The sequence below is a fragment of the Nonomuraea sp. NPDC046570 genome, assembly GCF_040645915.1.
Lineage (GTDB): Bacteria > Actinomycetota > Actinomycetes > Streptosporangiales > Streptosporangiaceae > Nonomuraea.
This window is the reverse complement of sequence record NZ_JBEYZF010000019.1, coordinates 82,316-101,084: the sequence shown is the minus strand read 5'-3', so window position 1 is coordinate 101,084 and position 18,769 is coordinate 82,316. Positions and strand designations below refer to the sequence as shown.

The window sequence follows — 18,769 nt, the reverse complement described above, 5'->3', positions numbered from 1 at the left end:
GGAACGGCGGCATGATCACTCGGATCGAGATCGACGGCTTCAAGTCCTTCCTGGACTTCAAGCTCGACGTGCCGCCGTTCCTCGCGCTGGTCGGCCCCAACTCCAGCGGCAAGTCGAACCTGCTGGACGCGCTTGCCCTGGTGCAGCGAGGCGAATGGGATCTGGACGATGAGGACGAGCCGGAGGCCGGGCTTCGGGGACGGCCGCATGAGCAGTTCCATCAGGTGGCCAAGGGGACGCCCGTCTCCGCGATGCGGATCGACGTCTTCTCGTTCACTCACAATGAAGTCGGCCTGATGACCATGCAGAATTCCATCAGCGCCGAACTGGGGGAGGACGGTACTCCTGAGGAGCCGAGCGTGCTACGCGATCCGGCGCCGAAGGTGGGGTCGGACAGGTTTCCGTGGGTGCCGTCTCGGTTCTTGAACCAGGAGTTCGCCTGGCAGGCGGTGATCGAAGAACGGTTTCCCCGATCGGACGTCACCCATAGTCTCAGCGGCTTCATCAAGCGGATCTTCCATGCGGAGGTGCGGACCTGGCGCCTCCACCAGCCGGACCCGGCGGCTATGCGGCGCAGTTGGTACGCGGGAGACAAGGGCCCGCTCAATCCGCGCGGCTCCAACCTTGCTGCGGTTCTGGGACGGATGCAGGAGCGTGACGCGCTCGACGACCTGATCCTCGATCTCGCGGCGCTGGTCCCGGACCTTGTCACGCTCGAACCGAAGCTCGACGAGCGAACCCGTGAATGGTCCTTCGAGGTCGTCGTCGACGGTCAGGGGCCGGTGCCGAGCGGACTGCTGTCCGACGGAACCCTGCGGGTGATCGGCCTCTTGGCGGCCTTGCACGACCCCGATCATCCAGGGGTCCTGTTGATCGAGGAGATCGAGAACGGGCTGCACCCCGGCCGACTGGCCGAGCTCCTGCGCCGGATGCGACAGCGGGTCACTGACCCGTCCGATCCCGCGTCCCTCGAAAGGCCGCTGCGGCAGGTCATCCTCACCACGCACTCGCCTGTGGTGGTGTCTGAGCTCTTCCGGCTCAGCCCCGAGTCGCTGGTGTTCCTCAGTACGGCGGTGCGAGTGGACCCAGAACACGGCCGGATGTCGCGGGTGACCCTCCCGAAGCCTGTCCGCTCGGAAGGCGAACCCGGGACCTTCACCTCGCCCAGACAGGTACGCAAGTACCTGAGCACGGTGGAGCAGGGCCCATGACCCGCATCCTGACGCCGGGGCTGGTCGCGGAAGGGGACACCGACGAGGTCTTCCTGGGTATCGTGATCACGCGACAGCTTCGGGAGCTCACGTGGGGCTCCAGCCGATGCTCCGTCATCGTCGAGGAGACCGAGGTCGGCTCCTGCCGGTCGATCATGGATGCCGATCGCGTGGGGGACACGCTTCGGGCGCTGTCGGCGGACTGCCACGTCCTGTTCGTTCACAACGATCACCGTGAGCGGGGCAAGGTGTCCCGGGTCATCGCGGAGGTGGGTGTGGCGACGCCGGTCGTCGGTCTGGTGCCGGTCAGGGAGACCGAGGCTTGGCTGCTCGCCGATGCTCACGCCTGGCAAGGAGTGAAAGGCAGTCGCGCCGATCTCCTGCCGTCCCGTCCGGCTGGGGTGGAGAGCATCCTGGACCCCAAGAAGGTCCTGGATCGGGTGGTTCCACCGCGGGGCAGGCCGATTCGCGACTACTTCGAGTACATAGGCAGAAACATCAATCTCGATGTCTTAGCTCAGGTGCCCGCCTACGCCGTTTGGGTCACCGAGACGAAGAATGTTCTGAAGGGACTGGGTTACCTGTGAGCACGAACACGCTCATGCCGTACGACGAAGCTCTGGAGCGGTTTGAGCCGGTTCTTGGGCTTGAGACGCATGTCGAGCTCGGCACCGCGTCGAAGATGTTCTGTGGCTGTGCGACCGGGTTCGGGGCGCCGCCCAACACGCAGGTCTGCCCGGTCTGCCTGGCGTTGCCCGGGTCGCTGCCGACGGCCAACGCGATGGCGATCGAGTCGACGATCCGCATCGGCCTGGCGCTGAACTGCTCGATCGCCGAATGGTGCCGCTTCGCCCGGAAGAACTACTTCTATCCGGACATGCCGAAGAACTACCAGATCTCGCAGTACGACGAGCCGCTCTGCTTCGACGGCTACCTCGACGTCGAGGTGGACGGCAGGACCGTGCGCATCGAGATCGAGCGCGTGCACCTGGAGGAGGACACCGGCAAGTCCACCCACGTGGGCGGCGCCACCGGCCGCATCCAGGGCGCCGACTACTCCATCGTCGACTACAACCGCGCGGGCATCCCGCTGGTGGAGATCGTCACCAAGCCGATCCCGGGCACCGACCGGATGGCGCCCGAGGTGGCCCGCGCCTACGCCACCGAGCTGCGCGAGGTCATGCGGTCGCTGGGCGTCTCCGACGTGCGCATGGAGGAGGGCTCCATGCGCTGCGACGTCAACGTCTCGCTGATGCCGCGCGGGACGAGCGAGTGGGGCACCCGTACCGAGACCAAGAACGTCAACTCGCTGCGCAGCGTGGAGCGTTCGGTGCGCAGTGAGATCGAGCGGCAGGCGGCGATCCTGGCCGAGGGCGGCCGGATCATCCAGGAGACCAGGCACTTCCACGAGGACACCGGGGTCACCACCTCCGGCCGGTCCAAGGAGGAGGCCCAGGACTACCGCTACTTCCCCGAGCCCGACCTGGTGCCGATCGCGCCGGACCCGGCCTGGGTGGCCACGCTCAAGGCGGCGCTGCCCGAGCTGCCGGGCGTCAAGCGCAAGCGGCTGCAGGACGAGTGGGGCGTGTCCGACCACGACATGGCGTCCATGCACAACGCGGGTGCCATCGACCTGGTGGAGGCCACGATCGCGGCCGGCGCCCCGGCCGCCGAGGCACGCAAGTGGTGGATGGGCGAGCTGGCCCGCCGCGCCAACGAGTCCGGTACGGCCCTCGCCGACCTGCCCATCACCCCGGCCCAGATCGCCAGGGTGACCGTGCTGGTCGCCTCGGGCGCGCTGAACGACAAGCTGGCCAGGCAGGTGCTCGAAGGCGTCCTCGCCGGCGAGGGCACGCCCGACGACGTCGTCGAGAAGCGCGGCCTGCGCATCGTCAACGACGAGGGCGAGCTGTCGGCCATCATCGACCAGGTCCTCGCGGGCAACGCCGACGCCGCCGACAAGGTGCGCTCCGGCAAGGTCGCCGCGGTGGGCGCGCTGGTGGGCGGCGTGATGAAGGCCAGCCGCGGCAAGGCCGACGCGGGCCGGGCGCGCGAGCTGATCCTGGAGAAGCTCGGCGTCACGGAGTAGAACGCGGAGGGCCCCGCAGGCTGGACTGGCCTGCGGGGCTCTACATGTCATGTCCCAAGAACCAGGAGGATGATGCCCGGTGGAGCGCCTGGTTACTCTTCCTCGGACGAAGTGGTCTGCCGCCTGGCGAGGATCGCCCGCACCAGCGGGGTGAGCAGCGCCAGCGCGGACAGCGTCAGCAGCACCACCGCCACGGGGCTCTTGACCAGCACGGTCACCTCGCCCGCGCCGATGGCCAGCGCCCGGCGCAACTGGATCTCCGCCATCGGCCCCAGGATCATGCCGATCACCGCGGGCGCGACCGGCAGCCCGAAGCGCCGCATCGCGAACCCGAGCAGGCCGAGCAGGAACAGCACGACCAGGTCCACGGCCGAGGCGTTCAGCGCGTAGACGCCGAGCGCCGCGAACACCACGATGCCCGCGTACAGGTAAGGCCTGGGCACCCGCAGCACCCGCGCCCACAGCGGCGCCATCGGCAGGTTCAGCACCAGCAGCATCGTGTTGCCGATGAACAGCGAGGCGACCATGCCCCACACCAGGGCGGGGTTGTGGTCGAAGAGCTGCGGGCCGGGCTGCAGGCCGTACTGCTGGAAGGCGGCCAGCATGATCGCGGCGGTCGCCGAGGTGGGCAGGCCGAGCGTCAGCAAGGGGACGAGCGTGCCGGCGGCCGAGGCGTTGTTGGCCGCCTCGGGGCCGGCGACCCCTTCGATCGCGCCCTTGCCGTACTCCTCGCGGGCGACGCCGCGGGCCAGCTTGCGTTCGGTCGCGTAGGACAGGAACGTCGGGATCTCGGCGCCGCCGCCGGGCAGCGCGCCGAACGGGAAGCCGAGCGCGGTGCCGCGCAGCCAGGGCTTCCACGAGCGCGACCAGTCCGAGCGGCCCATCCAGGCGCGGCCCACGGGGACGATCTCGGGGGCGGCGTGCCGCAGGCGGGAGGCGACGTACAGCGCCTCGCCGAGCGCGAACAGGCCGACCGCGACGATCACCACGTCGATGCCGTCGAGCAGTTGGGGGATGCCGAGGGTGAGGCGCGCCTGCCCGGTCTGCTGGTCGATGCCGATCAGGCCGATGACCAGGCCGAGGCCGAGCGAGGCCAGCCCGCGCACGATCGAGCGGGACAGCACCGACGACACCGCGGTGAAGGCCAGGATGGCCAGCGCGAAGTAGTCCTCGGGGCCGAAGCCGATGGCGAAGTCCACCACGAGCGGCGCGGCGACCACGAGCAGCGCGGTGGCGATGGTGCCCGCGACGAACGAGCCGATCGCGGCGGTGGCCAGCGCCTGGGCGGCGCGCCCGCGCCTGGCCATCTTGTTGCCCTCCAGCGCGGTGATCATCGAGGAGGACTCGCCGGGGGTGTTCAGCAGGATGGAGGTGGTCGAGCCGCCGTACATGCCGCCGTAGTAGATGCCGGCGAACATGATGAACGCGCTGGCCGGCGGCACGGTGAAGGTGATCGGGAGCAGGAGCGCGACGGTCATCGCCGGGCCGATGCCGGGTAGGACGCCGACCAGGGTGCCCAGGGTGACGCCGATGAGCGCGTACATCAGGTTGACCGGGGTCAGCGCGGTGGCGAAGCCGTCGAGCAGGAGCTGCAGGGAGTTCATCTAGATCACCCCCCTGAGCAGCCCGCCGGGCAGCGTGACGCCGAGGCCCTTGACGAAGATCAGATAGGTGGACACGCCGATGACGACCGCGACGATCGCGGCGCGAAGCCTGTGCTCGGCGCCCAGCGCCACGGACAGCCCGAAGAACAGCAGCGAGGCGCCGATGATCCAGCCGAGCACGTCGAGCAGCGCGGTGAAGGCCAGGAAGATGGCGCTGACCAGGCCGACGCTGCGCCAGTCGGAGGGCGCGTCCGGGTCGACGTCCTCGCTCTCCTCGGGCGCGGCCCGCCCACCGCGCAGCACGTCGACCACGTAGCAGACGCCCACGACGATCATGGAGCCGCCGACCAGCATGGGGAAGAACCTCGGCCCCAGCCCCAGCACCGAGGCGGCCGCGGTGACGTCGAGGGTGCCGATGATGACGAAGACGCCGAGCCCCAGCACGACGAACGCGAGCCCGAGTTCGGGCCGCCACCAGGAGCTCTTCTTGGACGCCTGGACGGCGCCGCTGTCGGCGGCGCCGTCCGGAACGTTCGGTGACGACATCAGGAGACGAGCCCCATCTCGGCGATGACGGCCTTGATCCGGATCTGCTCGGCGTTGAGGTAGTCGGTGAACTCCTGGCCGGTCTGGAAGGAGTCGATCCAGCCGTTCTTGGCCACGGCGTCCTTCCACGACTGCGAGTCGTGCATCTTGATCACCAGGTCGGTGAGGGCCTTCTTGTCGGCGTCGTTCAGGCCGCCGGGGGCCACGAAGCCGCGCCAGTTGGCCAGCTCGACGTCGAGGCCGCCCTCCTTGAGGGTGGGCGCGTCGACGTTGGGCAGCTTGGCGGGCGAGGAGACGCCCAGCGCCCGGAGCTGACCCGACTTCACGTGCTCGGCGAACTCGCCGATGCCGGAGACGCCGATGGTGACCTTGTTGCCCAGCAGGGCCTCCAGGGCCTCGCCGCCGCCGGAGTAGGCGATGTAGTTGACCTGCTTCGGGTCCACGCCCGCCGCCTTGGCCATCAGACCGGCCAGGATGTGGTCGGTGCCGCCGGCCGAGCCGCCCGCCACGGAGACCTTCTTCGGGTCGGCCTTCCACGCGGCGGTCAGGTCGGCCAGCGTCTTGAGCGGCGAGGCGGCCGGGACCACGACGATCTCGTACTCCTCGGTCAGCTTGGCGATCGGCGTGGTCTCCGCCAGCGTCACCTTGGACTTGTTCTGCTCGATGGCGCCGACCATGACCAGGCCCATGGTCATGAGCAGGTTGCCGTTGCCCTTCTCGCCGGCGAGCTGGGCCAGGCCGATCGTGCCGCCGGCGCCGGAGACGTTGAACACCTCGACCTTGCGCTGCGGGTCGGCGGCCTTGAAGGCCTGCTCGGCCGTACGGGAGGTCTGGTCCCAGCCGCCGCCGGGGGCGGCGGGGGCCATGATGCGCAGCGCGCCGGCGGCGGTGGTGGTGCCGCCGGATCCTGTATCGCCGCAGCCGGTCAAGGCGGCGACGGACAGGGCCGTGAGCGCCGCGAGTGTGCGGAGACGCATGGGGTCACTCCAAGGTGGGGGGTTCACATCCGTTGAGCACGCATCGTGCGGCTGCCCGCCCCGCACCGTCGAGGGTTTACGCGGTAGCTTTCGTAGAGGTCATATTGGTCGCGACCCCGTCGTGATGTCGCACTGCTTGCATGTCAAGGGTGAGACGGGTCCATCAGGCCTCCCTGGGAACCCAGCTGTTCGTGCTCCAAGTGGTGATCGTCTTCCTGGCCGTCGGCGGTACGGCGAGCGTCTGGGCACAGCTCACCCGCGAGCAGCTCGATTCCCAGTACCAGCAGCGCGCTCTGGCCATCGCCGAGTCGGTGGCCGGCATGCCCGAGGTACGGGAGGCGTTCGGCGCCGAGGACCCGGCGAAGATCCTGCAGCCCATCGCCGCGGGAGTGCAGCTCGCCACCGGCGCCGACTACGTGGTGATCGCCAACCGCGACCAGATCCGCTACGCCCACCCCAACACCTCGCTCATCGGCAAGCGCCTGTCCACCGACGGCTCGCACGTGCTCATCTCCGGCGCGGCCTGGGTGGGCATCGAGACGGGCACGATCGGCCGGACCGTCAGGGGCAAGGCGCCGGTCTTCGACGAGTACGGCATGGTCATCGGCCTGACCTCGGTCGGCGTGCTGGAGGAGGTCGTGGACGCCCAGCTCGGCGCCGCGCTGCCGCCGCTGGTGTGGACGGTCTTCGCGGTGCTGCTCGCCGGTTCGGGCGCGGCGGCGCTGATCGCCCAGCGGGTGCGGCGACAGACGTTCGGCCTGGAGCCGGGCGAGATCGCGGCCCTGCTGGAGCAGCGCGAGGGCGTTCTGCACGGGGTGAAGGAGGGCGTGCTGGCGCTCGACCTGACCGGCAGGGTGACGCTGGTCAACGACGCGGCCAGGGAGCTGCTCGGCGAGGTGGGCGAGACCCTGACCGAGATGCCGGTCTCCGACCGCATGCGCGACGTGCTCGGCGGCGCCGACCCCGGCGAGGACCGGGTGGTCCTGCACGGCGAGCGGGTGCTGGTCCTCAACCGGACCCCCGTCTCGGTACGCGGCCAGCACCGCGGCTGGGTGGTGACCCTCAGGGACAGGACCGAACTGGTACGGCTCTCGCGCGAGCTGGACGACGCCAGCAGCACGACCGAGGCGCTGCGCGCCCAGGCCCACGAGTTCGCCAACCGCATGCACACCGTGGTCGGCCTGCTGGAGCTGGGCGAGCACGAGGCCGCGATCGGCTACATCACGCAGACCACCCGCAGCACCTACGCCACCGGCATCCGCAGCCAGGTGGGCGACCCGACGCTGGCCGCGCTGCTGCTGGCCAAGTCGGCGGAGGCGGCCGAGCGCGGCGCGACCCTGGTGCTGGCGGACGACACCGACGTGCCCGAGGGCCGGCTGGGTGACCCGCAGGACGCGGTGCTGGTGGTCGGCAACCTGGTGGCGAACGCGATCGACGCCCTGGAGGGAGCCGCCGGCACGATCGAGGTGTCGGTCCGCGCCGACGACCGCGGCCTGCACGTGCGGGTCGGCGACTCGGGGCCGGGCATCACGCCCGAGCTGGTCGAGGAGGTCTTCCGGGAGGGGTTCACGACCAAGGCGGCGCAGTCGGGGCCGCGCGGGCTCGGCCTGGCGCTGACCAGGCAGGCGTGCCTGCGGAGAGGAGGGTGGGTGCGGGTGCACAACTCTGACGGAGCCGTGTTCACGGCGTTGCTGCCATGACGATCAAGGTGCTCGTCGTGGACGACGATTTCATGGTGGCCCGCATCCACAGCGGGTATGTGGCGCGGGTGCCGGGATTCCAGGTGGTCGCGAGCGCGCACAACGCACGGACCGCGCTCTCGGCCGTCTCCGAGCACCGGCCCGACCTGGTGCTGCTGGACATCTATCTGCCCGACATGTCGGGACTGGAGGTGCTCAAGGCCCTGACCGACGTTGATGTGATCATGGTCAGCGCGGCGCGGGACCTGCCCACCGTCAAGGAGGCGATGCGGGGCGGCGCGGTCAACTACCTGATCAAGCCGTTCACCGCAGGGGCGCTGGCCGAGCGGCTGGAGCAGTACGCCGGCACCCACCGGCACCTGACCGCCATCGGCCCCGAGGTCCGCCAGGACGAGGTGGACCGGCTGTTCGGCGTCGCGAAGGCGGCCTCGACGCCGCTGCCGAAGGGGCTGTCGCCCGCCACCTGCGCGCTGGTCGCCGACGCGCTGCGCGACACGGGCGGCGATCTTTCGGCGACGGAGGCCGCCGCCCTGACCGGGCTGTCGCGGGTCAGCGCCCGCCGCTACCTGGAGTACCTGTGCGCCGTGGGCCGGGCCGAGCTACGCCCGAAGTACGGCACAGCCGGTCGCCCAGAGCATCGGTATCGCTGGTTCTCGTGACATATCGGCACCCTCGTGCCTTACTGTTGCGTGAGGAGAGGCTGCGGACCAGGAGGAGAATGAGGCGTGCGTAACGCCGCTGAACTCGGACCGATCGACCCACCGACCGACCCGTTCGCCTCGGTGCCCTTGCCTGCGCCCGGTAACGGACGGAAGGCGCAGGTGGCCGGGTTACCGCCCGGCGTCTCTCCCGACATCTTCGGCGCCAACTCGCAGCAGGACGCCCAGCCGGGCGGCGGCCAGGGCGCGCTGCCGCCCGTCGCCCCGCCGCCGCAGCCGTGGCCCATGGCCGAGCAGCCGGCCTTCGGCGGCCAGGGCCCGCCCGAACGCCCGCCGAGCTTCGACCCCGACCCGCCCCGTCGCGGGCGCCTGCTCCCGGTCATCGCCACGGTGGTCGTGCTGCTGGCTCTGCTCGCCTACGCGGTGCCCGCGGTGATGATGTCCGGCTCGGTGCTGCGCGGCACGAACGTCGGCGGCGTGGACATCGGCGGCCTGACCGTGACCGAGGCCGCCGACAAGCTGCGCGACGAGCTGTCGGCCAAGATCGACAAGCCGATCGCCGTCGAGGCCGACGGGCGTCGGCAGAGCGTCAACCCCGCGGAGTCGGGCATGGAGCTCGACGTCGTGAGCACGATCGAGCAGGCACCCAGCGGCTTCCCCAGCCCGGTCGAGGTGTGGCGGGCGCTGGTCGGCAGCACCGACCTCGAACCGAAGGTGACCGTCGACGCCGCCGAGCTGTCCAGGGCGGTGGAGAAGCTGGCCGACACGCTGGACAAGACCCCGCGCGAGGGCCGCGTCTACTTCAAGGACGGCAAGCCCGCCTACGTCACCCCCCGCGAAGGGCGGGTGCTGGACCAGGAGGCCGCGGTCAAGGCGATCCGCGACGCCCACCTCGCCCCGCGCACCACGCTCACGCTGCCGATGGTGACGGCCGAGCCGAAGACCACGCTGGACTCGGTCAAGGAGGCGCTCGCCGTGGCTCGCCGGGCGCTGGCCGGGCCGATCGTGCTGACCAACGCGGGCCGGGAGGTCCTCCTGCCCGTGGCGACCATCGCGGCGCACCTCACCTTCGTCTCCGACGGCGCGGGCGGGCTGGAGCCCAGGTTCGACGCCAAGGAGGCGCTGGCCGGGGTGGAGAGCGACCTGATCGACGCCTCCCAGGCGCCGCGCGACGCCGGGTACGACGTGGTCAACGGGCGGCTGCGGCTCGTGTCGGCGCGCAAGGGCCGGGGGGTGGACGACAGGAAGCTCGCCGCGGCCGTGGCCGAGACGGTGGCGTCGGGCGGTAGCCGTACCATCGCGGTGGAGTTGGCGGTGGTCGCGCCGAAGGTGAGTGACGACGAGGTCAAGAAGCTCGGGATCAGGGAGAAGGTCGGCGAGTTCACCACCGAGCACCCGTGCTGCGTGCCGAGGGTGACCAACATCCACCGGATGGCCGACGCCGTGGACGGCTACCTGGTCAGGCCGGGCGAGACGTTCTCCATCAACGACGTGGTCGGTGAGCGGACGGCGGCCAAGGGCTACGTCCCGGCCGGGCAGATCGTCGGCGACCGGACCGAGGACGGCGTGGGCGGCGGGGTGTCGCAGTTCGCCACCACGATGTACAACGCGGCGTTCTTCGGCGGGTTCGAGGACGTCCAGCACATGGCGCACTCCTTCTACATCTCGCGCTACCCGGCGGGCCGTGAGGCGACGGTGTTCTGGCCGTCGGTCGACCTGAAGTGGCGCAACGACTCCGACTACGGCGTGCTGGTCAAGACCGCCTACACCGACAGGACCATCACGGTGTCGCTGTGGAGCACCAAGCGGTACGACAAGGTCGAGTCGATCTCCTCGGCGAAGCGCGCCTTCACCCCGTTCACCCGCGAGACCAGCAGCGACCCCAAGTGCCAGCGGATGATCGGCGGGCAGGGCTTCACCGTCGACGTGACCCGGGTGATCACCCAGGGCGGCAAGGAGATCAAGCGGGAGAAGAAGACGACCATCTACCGCCCGCAGAAGGACCTCACCTGCACTGGGGGATGAGCCCGGGGATCGGCCCCCGGGCTCGGTCGCGACGTCAGCTCGCGGTCTCAAGCGGATCCACCGGGGCCGAGTCGTCGGCGATCTTCATCCCGAGGATCTGGAAGTAGGCGCAGGAGGCGTACCCGGTGGTGCCCGTGGGCAGGCCCGAGGCGGAGGGGTCGAGGAGCCTGAACCGGCACCAGGTGCCGGTCCAGCTCAGGATGTAGCCGTGGTCGTTGGTGTAGAGCAGCCCGATCACCGTGGCCGTCCCGGAGGGGCTGGTCCGCAGCCGTACTCCGTCGGCGGTGACCCAGGCCTCTTCACGCGCGGCCTGCGCCTGGTGGGCGGCGCTCGCCGTGGCCGTTCCCGCTCCTGCTGTCAGCCCGAGTCCCGCGATCATGATCAACGCGGTGGTTAATCGGGAAATCAACCTTTTCATGCTATTCCTCCCGTTTGCTGGACAACGCATACCGTGGCGGGAGTAAAGGGCGCAGTCAAGATCTTGAAATGCCCGCCCGCGCGTGCGTGGGCGGACGTGATCGGATGATCACTCAGCCGATCGGCACGGACAGGATCCGGTCGTCGCCGGAGCGGGGGCTGCCCCGGCCGTCCTCGTTGCTGGTGCCGACCCAGAGCGTCCCGTCGGGGGCCGCCGCGACGCCGCGCAGCCGGCCGTACCGGTCCTCGAAGCGGGAGACGGGCCTGCCCGTCGAGCCGTCGGCGGCCACCGGCACCTGCCACAGCCGCTCCCCGCGCAGCGCGGCCACCCACAGCGACCCGTCCGCGTAGGCCATCCCCGAAGGAGAGGCCTCGTCGGTGCTCCAGGTCACCACCGGATTGACGAACCGGGAGTCCTTCCCGACCCCCTCGATCTCCGGCCAGCCGTAGTTCGCGCCCGGTCTGACCAGGTTGACCTCGTCGAAGGCGTCCGAGCCGAACTCCGAGGCGAACAGGCGCCCCCGCTCGTCCCAGGCCAGGCCCTGCACATTGCGGTGGCCCAGACTGTAGACGAGCGACTTGTACGGGTTGCCCGGCGCGGGAGCGCCGTCCTCGGTCATCCGCAGGATCTTCCCCCCGAGGGAGCCGCGCTCCTGGGCGATCGGCCCCTCGCCCGAGTCGCCGGTGGAGGCGTACAGGTGCCCGTCAGGGCCGAAGGCCAACCGGCCGCCGTTGTGGATGCCCGCCTTCGGAATGCCGTCCACTAGCACCTTCCGCTCCGACACCCGCCCCCCGGCCAGCCGGTAGCGGACGATCCTGTTGTCCTCCTCCGCCGTGTAGTAGAGGAACACCCGATCCCCCTTCGGCGGCACGGCGACGCCCATCAGGCCGCCCTCCCCGCCAGGCGCCACCCCCTCGATGGTGCCCACCTCGGTCACCCGGCCGGCGGCGCTCACCCGCAGCAACCGGGCCGAGTCGCGCTCGGTCACCAGCGCGTCGCCACCGGGCAGGAACGCGATCCCCCAGGGCACGGCCAGGTCCCTGACCACGTCGCGCGGCTCACCGGGCGGCCCGGACGCCCGCACGGTCGAGGCGGGAGCGGCCTCGCCGCCCACCTGCTCGGCGGGTGTGGCCGAGCATCCGGCCAGCAGGAAGGCGGTCAGAGTGAGCGCGGTGAGGTTCCTCATGTGTTCCATACTGACCCCCGGCCCATAAAGTTCTTCGCATGAAGATCTGGGTCCCCTCCGACGCGGTCGCCGCGGTCCTGTCCGACCTGCCTGACGTGGAGTGCGTCACCTATGACGGCCGAGGTCCCGAGCCGGAAGGCGCCGAGCGCGTCGAGGTGTGGATCCCGCCGCTCATCCCGGTGCCGGACACCGGCGGGCTGCTCGGCCGGATGAGCGGCCTGCGGCTGCTGCAGACGGTGACGGCCGGGGTCGAGCCGTACCGGCCGCACCTGCCCGAGGGGGTCATGCTGTGCAACGCGCGCGGGGTGCACGACGCCGGGACGGCCGAGTGGGCGGTCGGCGCGATGATCGCGGTGCTGCGCGAGTTCCCCGGCTTCACCGACGCCCAGCGACGCGGCGAGTGGACCTACCGGCACACGGGCGTGCTGGCCGACTCGACCGTGCTGATCGTCGGCTACGGCTCCATCGGCGGTGCGCTGGAGCGCAGGCTCGACGGGTTCGAGGTCGAGGTGGTCAAGGTGGCCAGGACCGCCCGCGACGGCGTGCACGGCATGGACGAACTGCCCGCGCTGCTGCCGGCGGCGGACGTGGTCGTGCTGCTCGTGCCCGCCACCCCGCAGACCAGCGGCCTGGTCGACGCGGCCTTCCTCAGCCGGATGAAGGACGGCGCGGTACTGGTCAACGCCGCCAGAGGACCGGTCGTCGACACCGACGCGCTGCTCGCCGAGCTGAAGACAGGACGGCTGCGCGCCGCGCTGGACGTGACCGACCCCGAGCCGCTCCCCGAGGGCCACCCGCTGTGGAGCGCCCCCGGCGTGCTGATCACCCCGCACGTCGCGGGAAGCACGCCCGCCTCGGGCCGGCGCACCCTGCGGCTGGTCCGCTCGCAGCTCCTGCGCTACCTCGCGGGGGAGCCGCTGAACAACGTGATCACCGACGCGTACTGACCAAACTACTCCGGAACGTGGCTGCTCCGTGACCTTCGGTGCGTACGGTGGTCGTTTACCGAGGATTTCACGACAACCTTCCGTGACCCGGAGAAGCGGTTCGTTGTCAAGGTCTTCCGCGGCGCATGTGGTCCTAGTGGTTATCAGATCGGTGACGACTCCGGTGTTGTCACCCCTCGCGCACCCGGCAGCGCACACACTGGCGATGTGACCGCCGCCCGCCGGCGGGCACACGAGCCGAGTTCGACACGGGATGGGCAACGACATTGATCCGCTGGCGTGATCCACGGGCGCCGCTGGCCGCCGCAGCCGCCACCGGCGTGGCGGGCTTCGCCGCCGCGCTGCTCACCGGCGCGCCCGCACTCGTCACCGGCGCGACCACCGGGGTGCTGACCGCCCTGCTGGCCGCCGTCTCGCTCGTGTTCGCCTCCTTCCGCAACGCGCCCGCGACCCGCCCCGCGACCCGCTGGCTGGCCTCGGGCGCGGGCGTCTGGCTGCTCGGCGTCGCGCTGCGCCCGTTCGCGGTGAGCGTGAGCTTCGTCGTCACCTTCGCCGACCTGCTCGTGCTCGTCGGCATCGTGCTGATGGCGGGCGGCTGCGTGCTGGCCGCCGCCCGGCCGACGCACCCGCAGGCGGCGCTCCGCCAGCTCGTCGACGCCTACCTGTCCACCGCCTCCCTGTTCCTGATCGGCTGGGTCGTCGCACTGCGCCCGATCTACACCGAGTTCGACGATCCGACGGCGTTCGCGATCGCCATGCTGCCGCCGATGATCTGCCTGCTGGTGACCTGCGCCGTCGCCCCCGCCGCGGTCACCGCCAGGTCCGCGCTGTGGCCGGTCGGCCTGGCCGGGTTCGGCGTGCTGGCGACCGCGACCGTCGGCGAGATGGCCTCGGCCATGGCCAGGCTGTCCGGCGACGTGCCGCCCCGGTGGAGCCTGCTGCTGGCGCCGGTGGCCTTCCTGCTGCTCGCCGCCGTGCCCTGGAGCGGGCGCGCCGGGCGCACCGCCGACGCGGGCGACGAGGAGGCCCGCCCGCCCGCCGGTCCCGTCGTCGCCACGCTGATCGCCGCCGTGCCGCTCGCGCTGGTCGTCGCCGCCACCCTCACCCTGCTGCTCCACCTGATGGGCGGGCGCGACCGGGCGCCCGTGGCCGGGGTGGCCGCGGTGGCCGTCTCGATCGTGCTGGTGCTCGCGGTCCGGCTCTTCGTGCTGCTCACCGCGCACGCCCGCATGCGCCACCTGGTCGTCCTCGGCGAGCGCCAGCTCAGGGAGCTGGCCGAGAGGACCGGCGACGTGGTCCTGCTGTGCGACTACGAGGGCGTGGTACGGGAGATCGGCTCCGGCGTCGAGGTCACCTACGGCTACCGCCCCGGCGAGGTGGTCGGCGCCTCGATCCTCGACTACATCCACCCCGAGGACGTGCCCGGCATCAAGGCCGCGCTGGACCGGATGGGCCTCGACGAGGACACCGCCGAGCCCGGCGCCTGCATGATCGCCTGCCGGGTGCGCGCCGCGGACGGCACCTGGCGGCCCACCGAGTCCGTCGCCACCCGCCACATCAGGGGCGAGGAGCTGCTGCTCGTCACCACCCGCGACGTCTCCGACGAGGAGGCGCTGCGCAACCAGGTCGTGCACCTGACCTTCCACGACGGCGTCACCGGCCTGCCCAACCGCGCCTACTTCGAGGAGCGCACCCGGGAGGTGCTCGACGGGCGTGTCTCGGGGCGCACGGCGGTGATCTTCCTGGACCTCGACGGGTTCACCGCGGTCAACGACTCGGTGGGGCACGCCAGCGGCGACTACCTGCTCGGCCAGGCGGCCCGGCGGCTGCGCGGCGCCGTACGGTCCGACGACACGCTCGCCCGGTGGGGCGGCGACGAGTTCGCCGTGCTGGTCGAGGTGGGCGCCGAGGCGCAGGTCGCGGTGGACCTGGCCGAGCGGCTGGTCAGGGCGGTCTCGCAGGAGCCGTTCCGGGTGGCCGACCGCGACATCGCGCTGACCGCGAGCGTCGGCGTCGCCTTCGCGGAGGACGGGCTGCCCGCGGGCGACCTCATCCGCAACGCCGACGTGGCCATGGCCAGGGCCAAGGAGCTGGGCGGGCGCCGGGTCGAGGTGTTCGCCGCGCAGATGCACGCCGACGTGGTGCGCCGGCTGGAGCTGGCCGCCGACCTGCAGCGGGCGCTGATCGAGAACCAGTTCGCGGTGGAGTACCAGCCGGTGGTCGACCTGGCCACCTCGCGGGTGACCGCGGTCGAGGCGCTGGTGCGCTGGTGGCGCGGCTCGGCGTTCGTGCCGCCCGAACAGTTCCTCGGCCCCGCCGAGGACACCGGCCTCATTGTGCCGCTCGGCGAGTGGATCCTGCGCGAGGCCTGCCGCGACGTGGCCGCCTGGCGGGCCTCCTCCTGGGACATCGGGCTGTCGCTCAACCTGTCGGCCCGGCAGATCACCGCGCCCCGGTTCGTCGAGACCGTCGAGGAGGCGCTGGCCGAGAGCGGCCTGCCGGCCTCCGCGCTGACCCTCGAAGTGATCGAGGAGATGCTCGTCGAGGACGCCGAGGAGACGATCAGCCGCCTGTCGGAGCTGCGCGCCCTCGGCGTACGGCTGGCCATCGACGACTTCGGCACCGGCTACGCCTCGCTGGCCTTCCTGCGGCAGCTCCCGGTCGACATGATCAAGATCGATCCGTCCTTCGTGTCCGGCCTGGGCCGGGACGACACGCTGACGCTGCTGACCAGGACGATCGTACGGCTCGGGCACGACCTCGGGCTGATCGTGGTGGCCGAGGGCATCGAGCGGCCCGAGCAACTGGAGCTGCTGCGCGAGATGGGCTGCACCCGGGGCCAGGGCTACCTGGTGGCCAGGCCGATGGCCGCGCGCGGCGTCGACTCGCTGATGCGGACCAATCTCACGAGTCTCGGATCGTGAGACCGGCGTTCCATCAAATTGACACATGCGCCCCGGGAGCGGCTATGGTAGGTGCCATGCTTCGCAGTGAGATTCTCGTAGTACTTCGCCGGCGCGCAGGCCGTTAAGCGAAGCACTTCGACCTGCGCGCCGCCCCGGTCCCGCCTTCTGGTGGGGAGGGGCCTTTTTTATGTCCGAATGCTCACCCATCCAAGGAACGAGCCGATGACCGAACGGATGACAGGTGCACAGGCCCTGGTCAGGGCACTGGAGCACGTGGGAGTCGACACCGTGTTCGGGATCCCTGGCGGCGCCATCCTGCCCGCCTACGATCCCCTCTACGACTCGACCAAGGTCCGGCACGTGCTTGTACGGCACGAGCAGGGCGCCGGTCACGCCGCCGAGGGTTACGCTCAGGCCACCGGCCGCGTCGGCGTCTGCATGGCCACCAGCGGTCCCGGCGCCACCAACCTGGTGACCCCGATCGCCGACGCCTACATGGACTCCGTGCCGATCGTCGCCATCACCGGACAGGTGGCCAGCGCCGCCATCGGCACCGACGCCTTCCAGGAAGCCGACATCTCCGGCATCACCATGCCGATCACCAAGCACAACTTCCTGATCACCGACGCCGACGACATCCCCCGGACCATCGTCGAGGCCTTCCACATCGCCTCCACCGGCCGCCCCGGCCCCGTCCTGGTCGACATCTCCAAGGACGCGCTGCAGGCCCAGACCACCTTCGTCTGGCCGCCGCAGATGCAGCTCCCCGGCTACCGCCCGGTCACCCGGCCGCACTCCAAGCAGATCCGCGAGGCCGCCAAGCTGATCGCCGAGGCCAAGCGCCCCGTGCTGTACGTCGGCGGCGGCGTCCACAAGGCGGGCGCCTCCCACGAGCTGCTCAGGCTGGCCGAGCTCACCGGCATCCCGGTCGTCACCACGCTGATGGCGCGCGGCACCTTCCCCGACAGCCACCCGCAGCACATGGGCATGCCCGGCATGCACGGCAGCGTCTCGGCCGTCGGCGCGCTGCAGAAGTCCGACCTGCTCATCGGGCTGGGCGTGCGCTTCGACGACCGGGTCACCGGCGAGCTGTCCTCCTTCGCCCCGAACGCCAAGGTCGTGCACGCCGACATCGACCCGGCGGAGATCTCCAAGAACCGGCACGCCGACGTCCCGATCGTGGGCGACGCCCGCGAGGTCATCGGCGAGCTGATCGGCGCCATCGAGGCGGAGGGCCGCAAGGGCGACTACGCCGAATGGCGGGCGCTGCTCGACGGCTACAAGGAGACCTACCCGCTCGGCTTCGAGGAGTTCGCCGACGGCTCGCTCGCCCCGCAGTACGTCATGCAGCGGCTCAGCGCCATCGCCGGGCCCGACGCCTACTACGTCGCCGGAGTCGGCCAGCACCAGATGTGGGCGGCGCAGTTCGTCGACTACGAGCGGCCCGGCTCGTTCATCAACTCCGGCGGCCTGGGCACCATGGGCTTCGCCGTCCCGGCCGCGATGGGCGCCAAGATGGGCCGCCCGGACGCCACCGTGTGGGCCATCGACGGCGACGGCTGCTTCCAGATGACCAACCAGGAGCTGGCCACCTGCGCCCTCGAAGGCGTGCCGATCAAGGTCGCCGTGATCAACAACGGCAACCTGGGCATGGTCCGCCAGTGGCAGACCCTCTTCTACGACAAGCGCTACTCCAACACCGACCTGCAGACGACTCGCCGGATCCCGGACTTCGTGAAGCTGGCGGACGCCTATGGTTGTGTGGGTCTGCGCTGCGAACGTCCCGAGGACGTGGACGCCACCATCAGGAAGGCCATGGAGATCAACGACGTGCCCGTCGTCGTCGACTTCGTGGTCCACCAGGACGCGATGGTCTGGCCGATGGTCGCGGCGGGCACCAGCAACGACGACATCAAGTTCGCCCGGGACATGGCCCCGGTCTGGGACAGCGAGGACTAGACGCATGAGCCGCCACACGCTCTCCGTTCTTGTGGAGAACAAGCCAGGAGTCCTGGCCAGGGTGTCCTCACTGTTCAGCAGGCGAGGTTTCAACATCGACTCGCTGGCGGTCGGGCCCACCGAGCACTCCGACATCTCCCGCATGACCATCGTGGTCAGCGTCGAGGAACTGCCGCTGGAGCAGGTGACCAAGCAGCTCAACAAGCTGGTCAACGTGCTCAAGATCGTGGAGCTCGACACCTCGCAGTCCGTGCAGCGCGAGCTCATGCTGATCAAGGTGAGGGCCGACTCCGACAGCCGCTCGCACGTGCTGGAGCTCGTCCAGCTCTTCCGCGCGCGGTGCGTCGACGTCGCCTCCGACGCGGTGACCATCGAGGTCACCGGCACTCCGGACAAGCTCGAGGCCTTCATCAAGGTGCTGGAGCCGTTCGGGATCAAAGAGCTTGTCCAGTCGGGCATGGTGGCCATCGGCCGCGGCGCCCGTTCCATCACTGACCGGTCCCTCAGGGCTCTGGACCGTACCGCCTGAAAGGTATATGTAA

At 70.6% G+C, this 18,769-nt stretch carries 15 protein-coding genes; 10 read left to right on the top strand and 5 right to left on the bottom strand.

What is annotated here, in order from left to right; translation table 11 throughout:
- Positions 1 to 11: 11 nt before the first annotated feature.
- Genes ABZ911_RS27195 through gatB form a run of 3 tightly spaced genes read left to right on the top strand, consistent with a single transcriptional unit; the run spans position 12 to position 3,300 of the window.
- Complete coding sequence (locus tag ABZ911_RS27195) at positions 12 to 1,211, top strand: AAA family ATPase (RefSeq protein ID WP_358061600.1); 1,200 nt, start codon at positions 12 to 14, stop codon at positions 1,209 to 1,211.
- Positions 1,208 to 1,798, top strand: a complete 591-nt coding sequence (locus ABZ911_RS27190; RefSeq protein WP_358061597.1) for a hypothetical protein — start codon at positions 1,208 to 1,210, stop codon at positions 1,796 to 1,798. The genes ABZ911_RS27195 and ABZ911_RS27190 overlap by 4 nt, the downstream gene beginning before the upstream one ends.
- 14 nt (positions 1,799 to 1,812) lie before the next feature.
- Positions 1,813 to 3,300, top strand: coding sequence for an Asp-tRNA(Asn)/Glu-tRNA(Gln) amidotransferase subunit GatB (gatB, locus tag ABZ911_RS27185; protein ID WP_358061738.1), 1,488 nt, complete (start codon positions 1,813 to 1,815; stop codon positions 3,298 to 3,300).
- Between the two features lie 92 nt (positions 3,301 to 3,392).
- Here the strand turns inward: gatB and ABZ911_RS27180 are convergent, their stop codons facing one another.
- The 3 genes from ABZ911_RS27180 to ABZ911_RS27170 are packed head-to-tail and all read right to left on the bottom strand — an operon-like array spanning position 3,393 to position 6,427.
- Positions 3,393 to 4,904, bottom strand: a complete 1,512-nt coding sequence (locus ABZ911_RS27180; RefSeq protein ID WP_358061594.1) for a tripartite tricarboxylate transporter permease — start codon at positions 4,902 to 4,904, stop codon at positions 3,393 to 3,395.
- A complete protein-coding gene (locus ABZ911_RS27175; RefSeq protein ID WP_358061592.1) occupies positions 4,905 to 5,450 on the bottom strand; it encodes a tripartite tricarboxylate transporter TctB family protein in 546 nt (181 codons plus the stop codon).
- Positions 5,450 to 6,427 carry a tripartite tricarboxylate transporter substrate-binding protein gene (locus tag ABZ911_RS27170; RefSeq protein ID WP_358061589.1) on the bottom strand — a complete coding sequence of 326 codons (978 nt, stop codon included), beginning with the start codon at positions 6,425 to 6,427 and terminating at the stop codon, positions 5,450 to 5,452. The genes ABZ911_RS27175 and ABZ911_RS27170 overlap by 1 nt, the downstream gene beginning before the upstream one ends.
- 140 nt (positions 6,428 to 6,567) lie before the next feature.
- On the opposite strand from ABZ911_RS27170, the gene ABZ911_RS27165 reads away from it, so the two are divergent.
- The 3 genes from ABZ911_RS27165 (at position 6,568) to ABZ911_RS27155 (ending at position 10,811) form a co-directional block, all read left to right on the top strand.
- Entirely contained in the window at positions 6,568 to 8,127 is a 1,560-nt protein-coding gene (locus ABZ911_RS27165; protein ID WP_358061586.1) for a sensor histidine kinase, read from the top strand.
- A complete protein-coding gene (locus tag ABZ911_RS27160; RefSeq protein ID WP_358061583.1) occupies positions 8,124 to 8,786 on the top strand; it encodes a response regulator in 663 nt (220 codons plus the stop codon). Before ABZ911_RS27165 ends, ABZ911_RS27160 begins: the two co-directional genes overlap by 4 nt.
- Positions 8,787 to 8,852: 66 nt before the next feature.
- The gene (locus tag ABZ911_RS27155) at positions 8,853 to 10,811 is read left to right on the top strand and encodes a VanW family protein (protein WP_358061580.1); all 1,959 of its coding nucleotides are present in this window, start codon (positions 8,853 to 8,855) and stop codon (positions 10,809 to 10,811) included.
- A 34-nt stretch (positions 10,812 to 10,845) separates the two neighbouring features.
- Here ABZ911_RS27155 and ABZ911_RS27150 read toward each other — a convergent pair whose 3' ends face one another.
- The gene (locus ABZ911_RS27150) at positions 10,846 to 11,220 is read right to left on the bottom strand and encodes a hypothetical protein (protein ID WP_358061577.1); all 375 of its coding nucleotides are present in this window, start codon (positions 11,218 to 11,220) and stop codon (positions 10,846 to 10,848) included.
- 121 nt (positions 11,221 to 11,341) lie between these two features.
- Positions 11,342 to 12,415 carry a PQQ-dependent sugar dehydrogenase gene (locus ABZ911_RS27145; protein ID WP_358061574.1) on the bottom strand — a complete coding sequence of 358 codons (1,074 nt, stop codon included), beginning with the start codon at positions 12,413 to 12,415 and terminating at the stop codon, positions 11,342 to 11,344.
- A 38-nt stretch (positions 12,416 to 12,453) separates the two neighbouring features.
- Between ABZ911_RS27145 and ABZ911_RS27140 the strand changes: the two genes are divergently transcribed.
- The 4 genes from ABZ911_RS27140 to ilvN all read left to right on the top strand — a co-directional run bounded on the left by ABZ911_RS27140 (position 12,454) and on the right by ilvN (position 18,756).
- On the top strand, positions 12,454 to 13,362 hold the full coding sequence (locus ABZ911_RS27140; RefSeq protein WP_358061571.1) for a 2-hydroxyacid dehydrogenase: 909 nt from the start codon (positions 12,454 to 12,456) through the stop codon (positions 13,360 to 13,362).
- A 266-nt stretch (positions 13,363 to 13,628) separates the two neighbouring features.
- Positions 13,629 to 16,286: a GGDEF domain-containing protein gene (locus ABZ911_RS27135; protein ID WP_358061568.1), complete on the top strand. Its 2,658-nt coding sequence runs from the start codon at positions 13,629 to 13,631 to the stop codon at positions 16,284 to 16,286.
- Positions 16,287 to 16,463: 177 nt separating this feature from the next.
- Complete coding sequence (locus ABZ911_RS27130) at positions 16,464 to 18,227, top strand: acetolactate synthase large subunit (RefSeq protein ID WP_358061565.1); 1,764 nt, start codon at positions 16,464 to 16,466, stop codon at positions 18,225 to 18,227.
- 4 nt (positions 18,228 to 18,231) lie between these two features.
- A complete protein-coding gene (ilvN, locus tag ABZ911_RS27125) occupies positions 18,232 to 18,756 on the top strand; it encodes an acetolactate synthase small subunit (RefSeq protein ID WP_358061562.1) in 525 nt (174 codons plus the stop codon).
- Positions 18,757 to 18,769 lie beyond the last annotated feature (13 nt).